A 12,322-nucleotide genomic window follows, 5' to 3' on the forward strand; every position below is an offset into this window, starting at 1 on the left:
GGCCCGGCCTTTGCTAGCCTCTGGTCCATGTTGCGCACCCTGTTCGTCAAAGACTTCGCCATCATCGACGCCGCCGACGTCGCTTTCGCGTCCGGCATGAGCGTGCTCACCGGCGAAACCGGCGCCGGCAAGTCGCTGCTGGTCGACGCCCTGATGCTGCTGGCGGGCGCGCGCGGCGACGCCGGTGTGGTGCGCCATGGCGCCGATCGCGCCGAGATCTCGGCCGAGTTCGACCTGCGCGCGCTACCCGCAACGCGCGCCTGGCTACGCGAGCAGGAACTCGACGACGAAGAACAGATGCGCCTGCGCCGCGTGGTCCGCGCCGATGGCAACTCGCGCGCCTGGATCAACGACCGCCCGGTGTCACTGGCGGTGTTGCGCGAGGCGGCCGCCTTCCTGGTCGAGGTCCATGGCCAGCACGAACACCAGGCGCTGCTCTCGCGTCGCCACCAGTTGCGCCTGCTCGATGCCTTCGCCCAGCACTCCGAGCGATTGCAGGACGTGGAACGTAGCGCCCGGCGCATGCTTGAAATCGACCGCCAGATCAGCGACCTGGCGGGCGCCGAGAAGGGCGATCCGGACCGTCTCGACTACCTGCGCTTCCAGCACCAGGAACTGAAGAAGTTCGCGCTAGGCGGGGAATCCTACGCGCGCCTGATCGACGACCATCGCCGCCTCGCGCACGCCGCCACCTTGCTCGCCGGCAGCCAGCAGCTGATCGACGCGCTCGACAGCGACGATGAGCGCTCGGCCACCTCGCTGCTCGCGCACTGCGCCGGCGACGCACGCAAGCTGGCGCAGGTTGATGGCACGCTCGCACCGGTGGCCGAACTGCTGGAATCGGCCGGCATCCAGCTGGTCGAGGCGATCAGCGAACTGGAACGCTATCGCGCGGCCCAGGACCTCGATCCGGAACGCTACGGTGAGATCGACTCGCAACTGGCCCGGCTGCATGACCTGTCGCGCAAGCACCGCGTGCCGGCGCAGGATCTCGCCATCCGCCTGGATGAACTGGCCGCGGAAATCGACCGGCTGCAACATGCCGGCAGCAAGATCGAAACGCTGCGGCGCGAGCGCGACAGCGCCGCCGTCGACTACACGCGCGCCGCGCGCGCCCTGTCCGAGTCGCGCCGCTTCGCAGCGACCACGCTGGCCACACGCGTAACCGTGTTGCTGCGCGAACTGGCAATCGCCGGCACTTTCGAAATTCGCATGGAAGCGCGCGGCGAAAACGAGTTTCCGGCGGCCGGACGCGACGAGATCGAGTTCGTGGTCGCACCCAATCCGGGGCAACCCGGACGGCCATTGCGCAAGATCGCCTCGGGCGGCGAGCTGGCACGCATCAGCCTGGCGATCGAGGTCGCCGCGATCGGCTCCGACGATGTGCCGGTGATGGTGTTCGACGAGGTCGATTCCGGCATCGGCGGTGCCACCGCGGAAGTGGTCGGACGCAAGCTGCGCGAACTCGGCAACACGCGGCAGGTGCTGTGCGTGACGCATCTGGCACAGGTTGCTGCGCAGGGCCATCAGCACATCGCCGTGCGCAAGTCGGTCGCCAACGGCCAGACGCACACGCGTTTCGACGCGATCGAAGCCAAGGCCCGCATCGACGAGATCGCACGCATGCTCGGCGGCGCCGAGATCACCAGCGCCACGCGCTCGGCCGCGAAGGAACTGATCGCGGCGGCGCGCTAAGGAAAGCCCTCCCCTCCGCGCTTCGCGCGCAAGCGGGCAAAGATCGCGAAGCTTCGATCGCCGCGCTGTTCTCCTCCCCTTGGCGAAGCCAGGGGGAGGTCGGGTGGGGGTTGCTCTCTCTTGTCTCCTCCCCTTGGCGCAGCCAGGGGGAGATCGGATGGGGGTTGCTCTGCAGGCGCTACTTCAACCGCACATCCTGCACGAACTCGATGCCGCGTTCGCCGGCGCGCATCTGCATGTCGATGCGCTCGATCTTCTCGGCATACATCTGCTGCAGCGCTTCCATGGTTTTCTGAATCTCGGCGGCTTCCGGATCGCCCGACCGGGCCAGGTCGGCCGCAGCCTGCGCGAAGAGGGTCTTGAAGAACACGCCGCCGTACCCGAACACGAACAACGCCTTGTTGTCGGCATCCACCGCGAGTGCATCCTTCAACCCGGCCGATTCGCCATCACCGACGCTGACGCCGATCGCGGAATCGTTCATCACCGCGTGCATCGGCCCCTTCACCGGCATCGACGGATCCGCCGGGATTTCCTTCAGCTCTCCATCTGGCTTGAGCTGCAACGCGGCAATCGGCGGGGCGAACCCGGCGAGCATGCCCATCAGCCCGGCCGGGCTCTTGGAGCCGATCAGCAGCTTGCCGGCGAAGTCAGGTTCGCTCGATGCTGCTTCCACGCCCGGCTGCGGCATCGTGAACCGGCTGGCGATGACGTGGATCGAGTGGAACGCCGCCGCGGTCGCGTACAGCATCGGGTTGTTGAACTGCTCCTTGGCCTTCTTCGCGCCGTCATTCAGATCGACCAGCGCCGGGCAGGTGTAGGGCGCCGCAAGCACGGCGTCGGCCTGCGTGTTGACGAAGCCGGCGAGCGCTTCGAGATTCATCGCGAAGCCGAAATTGAAGGCACTGCCGGCGGTCGCACCCAAGCCCGGCATCGGCGCCGGCAACGGCTGCAGACCCTTGGCAATGTCCGGGCGCAATTCGAGCAGCATGCTGGCGTGCATGGCCTTGGCCTCGAAGCGGGTGTAGCCGAACACCATGCGCGGCATCGCCTGCGCGATCGCGTCGTAGTCCTTGCTGCAGTCGGCTTTCAGCTGCGCCGTGTCTGCGGCATCGGCTGCGGGTACGGCGTCATCGACCAGCGCGATCAGCTTGCGCGTATCGACGTAGCCGCTGGCATACGGCGTGTAGCCGAACTCCTTGTTCAGCGCCACCAGCTTGCCGGAGGCGGCCAGGGACTGCTGCGGGCGGGTCAGACCGAGTGCCGTGCGCAGCGCAGCTTCATCGGCGCTGCCTTCGAGCAGGGCGATCACCAGTTGCGAGCCATCGATGGCCGCAACCATACGCGCCTTGCCTTCCGGGTCGACGAAGTTCCAGTAGTCGAGCGCATCGAGCCTGGCGGTCGGCACCTTGTCGCCGGCCTTTTGCTCGACCCGCGCGACGAACGCTCGCGTCTTCGCCGAATCGGCCAGCTCGAAACGCATCACCGGCTTGCCGGCGACTTCATAGACCGCGTAACGCATCTGCAGGTCGATGCCGACCTCGGTCATGATCTGTTCGGGCGTGCGGTCCTTCACCTCGGCCGCCAGCGCGCGCACCCAGTTCAAGCCCTTGGCCTCAGGATCCTCTTCGGCCAGCTTCTTCTCGAGCAGACTCGCCTGCATCGCATAGACGCCGGAAATCTGCGCGAACTGTTCCATCCACGCCTGGGTCACCGGCCGCGGCATCGGTTCGACGTTCGCGATCACGAATGCGGTATCGGCAGGCACGTAGTCGAGCGGTCCGACCACCGCCGACAGCGATCGCGATGCACCACCCGGCGCAGCCGGTTTCATCACGTAATAACCGACACCCGCGGCAACCAGCACCGCGCCGGCAATCAGCAGCTTCTTCATCTCGTTTCCCGTTGGCTTTGGCGGCGTCGCCCGAAGCGAGCCTGCGTTCCCGACTATTTTTTCCGCTTCGGGCGGACATAGAGCACGAGACTGTGCTCTTCCAGGTCGTATCCATGGCGCGCTGCGATCTCCTGCTGGCGCTGCTCGATCTCGGTGTCCACGAACTCGATGACCTTGCCGGTCTCGACACAGACCATGTGGTCGTGGTGCTCGCCGCGATCAAGTTCGAACACCGCCTGGCCGCTCTCGAAGTTGTGCTTGGAGACGATGCCGGCGGCCTCGAATTGCGTCAGCACGCGATACACGGTGGCGAGGCCGATGTCGTCGTTGTGCTTGAGCAGTTCCTTGTACACGTCCTCCGCAGTCATGTGCGTGCCGTGCTTCTCCTCGAGGATTTCGAGAATACGCACGCGCGGCAGCGTGACTTTCAGGCCGGCCTTGCGCAGATCCTGCGTTTCCATGCGGCGTGAGTTCCGGAACGGTTGTGATTCAGGCGCGCAGTGTATCATCGCCGCCTCGTTTTCCCGGTGACCCACGATGCTCCGAATCGCCCTGCTGCTCGTTCTGGCCCTGCTCAATGGCTGTGCCCTGATCTACAAGATGGACATGCGTCAGGGGAATCTGGTCGACCAGAAAATGGTCGACCAGCTGAAGCCGGGCATGACCATGCGTCAGGTCGAACTGGTCATGGGCACGCCGCAGGTGGCTTCGCCATTCAACCAGGACCGCTGGGAATATGTGACCAGCAACAGCCACCGCCGCAAGGAACCCGAGATCAAGACGCTGACCCTGCACTTCGATAGCGGCACGCTGAGCAAGATCGAGGGCGACTGGCTGCCGAAGTCGGGCGACGAGCTGCTGGAAGAAAGCCGCGACCTGCAGCGCCACAGCCCGGACGACAACCGCAAGGTCAAGAACGGCTGACGCGCCGCTTCGCCTGCACCCCGACCGGATTGCGTTCGGCGCGCAAGCGCCGCGCCTGTATCGGGTCGGCGCGCAGGGGCCGATAGATCTCGACGCGATCGGCCTCGCGCAGCAGCGTCGCCAGCGTGGCGCGGCGATTCCAGATGCCCACCTGCTCGTCGCCGGAAGCTTTCGCTTCCAGACCCGCAGCGGCAATTGCATCGGCCACTGACGCCCCAGCAGGCAGATCAAGTTCGATGCACTGCTGCGCGTCGGGCAATGCGTACACCACCTCAACGCGCATCGCCCGGATCCGTCAGGGTGCGGGCGACACGCGCGAAGTCATCGACCATGCGATCGGCCAATCCTTGGAAGCCGATCGCCAGAGCCGATCCGACGAATTTCCGGCCATCTCGAAGTCGAGATGCAAATTCACCCGACAACCATGTTCGCCAAGCGCGGTGAAGGTCCAGGCACCACGCAGGGCGCTGAACGGACCTTCGACCAACTCCAGATCGATGCGGCTCGGGCGCAGAAATCGGTTGCGCGTGGTGAACGAGGAGCGAAAGCCGGCGTAGGCCAGATCGAGTTGCGCCAGCATCGAGTCGCCATCGCATTCAAGCACGCGCGCGCCACGGCACCAGTTGAATGCACCGGGATACGCCGCCACTTCATTGACCAGATCGAACACAACGACGCTCGGCCGTGCGATCAGGCTGCTGCGATCAATCCGGCTCACGGGCCATCCACTCCGACAAGGGCGCGCATTCTAACCAGCGTGCGCACACCGCTACACTCGCTGCCATGAGCAAGAACAAAAAAGACAAGGACGACAGCCACAGCGGCACGATCGCACTGAACAAGCGCGCCAAGTTCGAATACAAGTTCGACGAGCGCGTTGAAGCCGGGCTGATGCTGCAGGGCTGGGAAGTGAAATCGCTGCGCGCCGGTCGCGCCAACATCACCGATGCCTACGCGATCATCCGCAATGGCGAGATGTTCCTGTTCGGCGCGCAGATCGTCCCGCTCGGCGCGGCGTCCACGCACGTGGTCGCCGACGACCGCCGCACACGCAAGCTGCTGCTGCATCGCGAGGAAATCGACCGCCTCACCGGGCAGGTCGAGCGCAAGGGCTACACGCTGGTGCCGACCGCGCTGTACTGGAAGCACAACCGCGCCAAGGTCGAGCTCGGACTCGCGCTCGGCAAGAAAGAGCACGACAAGCGCGACACCATCAAGGACCGCGAGTGGCAGATCGAGAAGCAACGCACCATGCGCGCCAAGAACCGCGACGCCTGACCGCCACCGCGTTGCCCTGATCGACCGCCCCGTTCGCCCTGAGCTTGTCGAAGGGCGTTCGCGACCAGCCCCGTTCGCCCTGAGCTTGTCGAAGGGCGTTCGCGACCAGCCCCGTTCGCCCTGAGCTTGTCGAAGGGCGATCGCGACCAGCCCCGTTCGCCCTGAGCTTGTCGAAGGGCGTTCGCGACCAGCCCCGTTCGCCCTGAGCTTGTCGAAGGGCGTTCGCGACCAGCCCCGTTCGCCCTGAGCTTGTCGAAGGGCGTTCGCAACCAGCCCCGTTCGCCCTGAGCTTGTCGAAGGGCGTTCGCAACCAGCCCCGTTCGCCCTGAGCTTGTCGAAGGGCGTTCGCAACCAGCCCCGTTCGCCCTGAGCTTGTCGAAGGGCGTTCGCGATCAGCCCCGTTCGCCCTGAGCTTGTCGAAGGGCGTTCGCGATCAGCCCCGTTCGCCCTGAGCTTGTCGAAGGGCGTTCGCAACCAGCCCCCGTTCGCCCTGAGCTTGTCGAAGGGCGCGCTTCCGTTCGCCCTGAGCTTGTCGAAGGGCGTTCGCGATCAGCTGAACGACAACCACAAACCTCGCCTTGAATCCCGCCTCCTGCACACCCATACTGCTCCCCGTCGTAACACACGGGGATGATCGGCTTCGACGGGAGTCGTGAAGTTACCGGGTGCATGCCGAGGGGGTGGCTTTCCTCGTTAATCCAGCTGCAAACTCTTAGTTGCCAACGACGACAACTACGCTCTGGCCGCTTAAGGCCTAAGCCTCGACTGCGAGAGTGCCCGTGCTCTCAAAAGTTGAGTCATGCTCGCGGGATAAGCGCTGCCTGTGCTCGGGTTGCAGCGACCAAAATCAACGAGCTGGTGTCTGGATAAGCGCGCCCTTCGGCATGCCAGACACGAGACCAAAGAAGGGCTAAGCATGTAGTGCCTGGGATGGATCACTTTCGGACGCGGGTTCGATTCCCGCCATCTCCACCAATCGATGGGCCCGGATACTCTCCGGGCCCTTTTTCTTTCTTGAGCGCCGTCGCCTTCGAACTGTCGCCATTGACCGGGAATCCATCGATCAGTCTCGCGCCGCAGGGAGGAGATTCACGACAGGATTGCGCAAGGCGACTCGTCGGCGTACCTGACGCGTGGCCGGCTCGATCAACGCCTGTTAGATTTGGACCCACCCGAGGGGGCAACGGCGCCATTCAACGAGGAAGAAAGGCGGCCTGCCAAGCCAGTGGCCAGCGCGTGGCCGACCATTTCGAGGATGCCCTCGGAATGGGTCGGTATCGGCTCCGGTGCCCAGCGCGAAGTCGACGATGTGCGCATCGCCCGCTATTCCAGCTACCTCACCCGCAAGGGATCTTAAGCGACAGCAAGCCGCATGAAGATTCAGTTGCCCGGAAATTCCGGGTAACCGCCTCCAACGGAAGACGCTACAACGCGATGCACTACCAACCGCCAGCCATCGACGCCCTGTGCTCCAGGTTCAGGTTCAATGCCGAATCTCGATGACCTGGCGGCCCTTCGCGCCGAGAACTTTCGCCTCATCGCGCTGCTCGCATCTCACGGCATCGCCTGGCGCGGGCCACCCGAAGCGCCGAAGCCGCAGGTTGCTGAGCCGTCGCGCCTCAGCAAGAACGAGAAGATCGCGCTGTTCCGCAAGCTGTCCCGCGGGCGTACCGATGTCTACCCGGTCCGCTGGGAGGGCAAGACCAGCGGCAAGTCAGGCTACGCGCCGGCCTGTGGAAATGACAGATTTGCACGGAATGCAGATCTGCACGGCGAAGCCGCCCGCAGGGCGAGGGCCATGGATGGCCCGAGTGAATGGCGTGCCCGCGTCTGCGAAAAACCGCGGATCAAGTGTGGCGACTGCGGCCATCGCCTGCTGTTGCCGCTCACCGATGCCGTCATCTACAAGCATCTGGCTGGCGACCTGACAGTCGGCGTCTATCCGCTGCTCGAAGATGATACCTGCCACTTCCTCGCCGTCGATTTCGACGAAGCCGACTGGCGCGACGACGCCCGCGCGTTCATGCACTCATGCGCCGACTTAGGGGTACCTGCTGCCCTGGAAATCTCGCGCTCCGGCAATGGCGCGCATGCATGGATTTTCTTCGCCAGCGCGGTACCGGCGCGCGACGCACGACGCCTGGGCACGGCCATCATCAGCCACACCTGCGCACGCACCCGGCAACTGCAGTTGGCTTCCTACGACCGGCTGTTTCCGAATCAGGACACGATGCCAAAGGGTGGCTTCGGCAACCTGATCGCTTTGCCGCTGCAGAAGAAGCCGCGCGAGGATGGTTTCAGCGTCTTCGTGGATGCAGATCTGCAACCCTTAGCCGATCAGTGGGGCTTTCTCGCATCCATCGTTCCGATGCCTGCCCACGACATCGAGCCGATCATCCTGCGGGCAACCGGCGGTGTTCATCCGCTGGACGTCACCTTTATCGAAGACGAAGACCTGGCCACGCCGTGGCGGCGGACTGGCGCCGCGGTTCAGCACTTGACCGTCGACATGCCGACCACGCTGACGGTGACGCTGGCCAATCAGGTCTATCTCGAAAAGAGCCAGCTACCGCAAGCGCTGGCGAATCGACTGATCCGTCTGGCTGCCTTTCAGAATCCCGAGTTCTACCGGGCACAGGCAATGCGGATCTCGGTATGGGACAAGCCCCGCGTCATAGGCCGCGCCGAGAATTTCCCGCGGCACATTGCGCTGCCACGCGGCTGTCTCGACGCCGCATCCGAACTGTTGGCCGACAACGGCGTAAGCATCGACCTGCACGACGAGCGTTATCTCGGCGAATCCATCGAGGTCGATTTTGTCGGCACACTGCGCCCCGACCAGGAGGCCGCGGTTGCCGCGATGTTGGCCCACGATGCCGGCGTTCTGTGCGCACCGACGGCATTCGGGAAGACCGTGACGGCGGCGGCGATCATCGCAAGACGCCGTGTGAACACCCTGGTGCTGGTGCACCGCACCGAACTGCTCAAGCAGTGGCACGAACGCCTTGGCGCCTTCCTTGGCGCAGGCAAGGGCCTGATCGGCGTCATCGGCGGCGGCAAAGCCAAGCCCACGGGCAAGATCGACATTGCCGTCATGCAGTCGTTGTCGCGACAGGGCGATGTCGATCCATTGGTCGAGAACTACGGCCAGGTGATCGTCGACGAATGCCACCACGTCGGCGCGGCATCGTTCGACGCCATCCTGCGCCGCGCAAAGGCGAAGTACGTGCTCGGCCTGACCGCAACACCGATCCGCCGAGATGGCCAACAGCCCATCATCTTCATGCAGTGTGGACCCATTCGTCACCGCGCTGCGCGACCGGCGGAAGCACCTCACCACCTGTCGGTGACACCGAACTTCATCGAATCACCGATTGAACTGGCGCCGGAAGCCGGCATACAGGATGTCTTTCGCCATCTCGCACAGGATTCGGCGCGAAGTCGTGCCGTCGCCCATGCCATCACCACAGCCCATCGGCAGGGTCGCAAGGTACTCGTGCTCACGGAACGCACCGAGCACATCGACGCCATCCAGGCGGCCGTAGCCGAGGAGATCCCTGCACCGTTCGTATTGCATGGTCGGATGTCGAAGAAACAACGCGCTGCTTTGGTCGCCGCGCTCAACGCGCTTCCGCCCAACGCACCGCGCGTCTTGCTGGCCACCGGAAAACTGGTCGGCGAAGGTTTCGACCATCCGCCGCTGGATACCCTGGTGCTGGCGATGCCGGTGTCGTGGAAGGGCACCCTCCAACAGTACGCCGGCCGGCTGCACCGCGATCATGCCGGCAAAGAAGACGTCCGCATCATCGACTTCGTCGACACCGGGCACCCCGCGCTGCTCCGGATGTGGGACAAGCGCCAGCGTGGCTACCGCGCGATGGGATATCGAATGGAGAGCACGTCATGACCGAAGTCGATCTCCTGCAGATCCTCGCGCGCGGCGAAGACAGTCGCCACCAGTTCAAGCGCGACGAGACCAGCGCCGACAGCATCGCGGCCGAGCTGGCGGCGTTCGCCAATAGCGGCGGCGGGATGTTGCTGCTGGGCGCGGGCGACGATGGCAGCGTGATCGGGCTGGACGCGGCCAGCGTGCGGCGCTTGAACCAGCTGATCTCGAACGCGGCTTCGCAGAACGTGCGGCCGCCGATTCATCCGACCACGGAAAACGTCCAGACGGCGCAGGGCGTGGTGATCGCCGTCACCGTTCCCGATGGCTTGAGCAAGCCCTACCTCGACAATCAGGGCCGCATCTGGGTCAAGAGCGGTGCGGACAAACGCCACGTCACGGCACGTGAGGAAATCCAGCGGCTGTTCCAGCGTGCCGGCCTGATCTACGCCGACGTCGTGCCGGTGGAAGGCACCTCGGCCGCCGACATCGATGACAAGGCGTTCGATGGGTATTTCAGTCGGCGCTACGGCCAGTCGGCCCAGGCTTCCGGCCAGCCCTTGTCGCAGGTGCTGCAGAACATCGGACTGGGCGATGGGCGCGAGCTCAATCTCGCAGGGCTATTGCTGTTCGGCCAACGCCCGCAGCGGTACCGCCCTGCATTCATGGTCAAGGCGGTGGCTTTCCCCGGCACCTCGCTGGCCAGCCATCACTACCTCGACAGCGAAGACATCGACGGCACGCTGCTGGAGCAGTACCAGCGCAGCCTCGCCTTCATCAAGCGCAACCTGCACCACGTGCAGGCAGGTCAGAACTTCAATTCGTTGGGCGTTCTGGAGGTGCCGGAACAGGCGATCATCGAGTTGCTCGTCAACGCGCTGATCCACCGCGACTACTTCACCAGCGCGTCGATTCGGTTGCTGATTTTCGCCGACCGCATCGAAATCATCAGCCCCGGCCACCTGCCCGACAACCTCAGCACGGCGCAGATCCGGAAAGGCAAGTCGAACCGGCGCAACCCGACCTTGACCGATCACGCCGTGAAGATCCTGCCGTACCGCGGCATCGGCACCGGCATCCCGCGCGTCCTGGAAGACTGGCCGGAGACACGGCTACTCGACGATGTGGAGGGGAACGAGTTCAGGGCGGTGATTCCGAGGCCGACCACCACGGAAGTCACCACGGAAGTCACCACGGAAGTCGCCACGGAAGTCGAACGCGTGCTACGGGCGCTGGTCGTGGAGATGTCCCGCCAAGAACTGCAGGAGGGCCTGGCACTCAAGAACGACGAGCATTTCCGCAAAGCCTACCTGCTGCCGGCCCTCGGGTCGGGCTTGGTGGAGATGACCCTGCCCGACAAGCCGCGCAGCAGCAACCAGCGCTACCGGTTAACCGCCCTCGGGCGACAGTGGTTGAAGAAGCATGCCGGTGGTGGCCAGACCTGATGTTCGCGGCTCACGCGCACTTTCTCGCCAGTCCGCTGCATTGCTATTCAATGGAGAAAGGCGGAATTGAACCGTCAACCATCCGCCACCAATCAAAGAAGTCCTTGGGTTTTAGGGGCTTGCAACATTGTGGGGGTCAAGGTTGGGGCGTAAGCCCGACGCCTTGATCCCCGTCTTCATGTGCGCTCCGCAATCGGCGCACTCGCTACGCGATCCTGACGGAGTGACCGAGCGCTTTGAGCCCCTTGCTTGTGCGCAGGTTGCCCCCCGTGCCAATGCGACCTGAGACAGCCACCGCTCCGCAATTGCTGAAAGCAGGCTTCGTCATGGACACGCAACGCTCTGGCCTTTCCGGCTCTTCAGATTCATCTCAATCAAGCGCATGGAGCGTCGCGGCACAGCAGTTTGCATCTTCGTTCGCTCGGGCGCGCGACTGCGAGCGTGGGAAGCAGAATGGGTGCCTTTCGGTCTGGATGCTCGCGCAAGGCTGACCCACTTTCGAGGGTGGTTCTCGTCGAAAAATGACGCATGCAAATACACTGCTCCGCACCATGACGTGCGGCGACAAGCACGCCTGTGCCCCGCTACGCTTGCCGCGTCACGCAGGAGCCCGCCCGATGCCGCTGATCGAACCCGAGCACGCTCCGCAGCTGACCGAGCGCCTGAACGCAGCAACGCGTGACGATCGCGAGTTGATGGCCTACGTCCACGCCGAAATGCAACGCCTGGCGCGCAGTGCGCTGCGTCGCGGCGAACGCGGCGTGACCCTGTGCACCGGCGCCGTGGTCAACGAGGCCTATCTCAAGCTGTTCGGCCAGGACCAGCAGCGCTTCCGTGACCGCGGCCACTTCCTCGCGATCGCCGCAACCGCGATGCGCCAGGTGCTGGTTGACTATGCCCGCGCGCGCCTCGCCGGCAAGCGTGGCGGCGGCCAGGTCACCTCGCTCGATGCGCTGGAACACTTCGACTTCTCGGTCGATGCCGACGCCGATCAGATCGTAGCGATCGACGCCGCGCTCGCTGCCCTCGACGCACTCGACACACGGGCCCGGCAGGTGTTCGAGCTGCGCTTCTTCGCCGGTCTTGAAGTCGACGACGTCGCCCAGGTGCTCGCAATCTCCGCCCCCACCGTCAAGCGCGACGCCCGCTTCGCCCGTGCCTTCATCGGCGAGCAGCTGGGCTGGGTGGCGGCAGGCTGAG

9 protein-coding genes, 1 other RNA gene and 1 pseudogene are annotated in these 12,322 nt (G+C 64.6%); 7 read left to right on the forward strand and 4 right to left on the reverse strand.

Annotated elements, in window-relative coordinates; translation table 11 throughout:
- Nucleotides 1-27: 27 nt before the first annotated feature.
- Nucleotides 28-1,695 (forward strand): DNA repair protein RecN, encoded by a 1,668-nt coding sequence (gene recN / locus IPG63_16875; GenBank protein ID MBK6728864.1) that lies wholly within the window; start codon nucleotides 28-30, stop codon nucleotides 1,693-1,695.
- A 178-nt stretch (nucleotides 1,696-1,873) separates the two neighbouring features.
- Here recN and IPG63_16880 read toward each other — a convergent pair whose 3' ends face one another.
- Both IPG63_16880 and fur read right to left on the reverse strand, forming a co-directional pair.
- Nucleotides 1,874-3,589 (reverse strand): hypothetical protein, encoded by a 1,716-nt coding sequence (locus tag IPG63_16880; GenBank protein MBK6728865.1) that lies wholly within the window; start codon nucleotides 3,587-3,589, stop codon nucleotides 1,874-1,876.
- Nucleotides 3,590-3,642: 53 nt separating this feature from the next.
- Complete coding sequence (gene fur / locus IPG63_16885; protein MBK6728866.1) at nucleotides 3,643-4,050, reverse strand: ferric iron uptake transcriptional regulator; 408 nt, start codon at nucleotides 4,048-4,050, stop codon at nucleotides 3,643-3,645.
- A gap of 76 nt (nucleotides 4,051-4,126) precedes the next feature.
- On the opposite strand from fur, the gene IPG63_16890 reads away from it, so the two are divergent.
- Complete coding sequence (locus IPG63_16890; GenBank protein ID MBK6728867.1) at nucleotides 4,127-4,513, forward strand: outer membrane protein assembly factor BamE; 387 nt, start codon at nucleotides 4,127-4,129, stop codon at nucleotides 4,511-4,513.
- Here the strand turns inward: IPG63_16890 and IPG63_16895 are convergent.
- Nucleotides 4,500-4,805: an RnfH family protein gene (locus tag IPG63_16895; protein ID MBK6728868.1), complete on the reverse strand. Its 306-nt coding sequence runs from the start codon at nucleotides 4,803-4,805 to the stop codon at nucleotides 4,500-4,502. The two genes, IPG63_16890 and IPG63_16895, sit on opposite strands and share 14 nt — an antisense overlap.
- Nucleotides 4,786-5,231: pseudogene (locus IPG63_16900) on the reverse strand (type II toxin-antitoxin system RatA family toxin). Before IPG63_16900 ends, IPG63_16895 begins: the two are co-directional and overlap by 20 nt.
- Nucleotides 5,232-5,296: 65 nt before the next feature.
- On the opposite strand from IPG63_16900, the gene smpB reads away from it, so the two are divergent.
- The 5 genes from smpB (at nucleotide 5,297) to IPG63_16925 (ending at nucleotide 12,321) form a co-directional block, all read left to right on the forward strand.
- Nucleotides 5,297-5,791, forward strand: coding sequence for an SsrA-binding protein SmpB (gene smpB / locus IPG63_16905; GenBank protein ID MBK6728869.1), 495 nt, complete (start codon nucleotides 5,297-5,299; stop codon nucleotides 5,789-5,791).
- Nucleotides 5,792-6,417: 626 nt separating this feature from the next.
- Nucleotides 6,418-6,766: a transfer-messenger RNA gene (gene ssrA, locus IPG63_16910) on the forward strand.
- 511 nt (nucleotides 6,767-7,277) lie between these two features.
- Nucleotides 7,278-9,698 (forward strand): DEAD/DEAH box helicase family protein, encoded by a 2,421-nt coding sequence (locus IPG63_16915; GenBank protein MBK6728870.1) that lies wholly within the window; start codon nucleotides 7,278-7,280, stop codon nucleotides 9,696-9,698.
- Nucleotides 9,695-11,122 carry a putative DNA binding domain-containing protein gene (locus IPG63_16920; protein ID MBK6728871.1) on the forward strand — a complete coding sequence of 476 codons (1,428 nt, stop codon included), beginning with the start codon at nucleotides 9,695-9,697 and terminating at the stop codon, nucleotides 11,120-11,122. The genes IPG63_16915 and IPG63_16920 overlap by 4 nt, the downstream gene beginning before the upstream one ends.
- A gap of 617 nt (nucleotides 11,123-11,739) precedes the next feature.
- Entirely contained in the window at nucleotides 11,740-12,321 is a 582-nt protein-coding gene (locus tag IPG63_16925; GenBank protein ID MBK6728872.1) for a sigma-70 family RNA polymerase sigma factor, read from the forward strand.
- Nucleotide 12,322: the final 1 nt, after the last annotated feature.

It is taken from the genome of Lysobacterales bacterium (genome assembly GCA_016703225.1).
Lineage (GTDB): Bacteria > Pseudomonadota > Gammaproteobacteria > Xanthomonadales > Ahniellaceae > JADKHK01.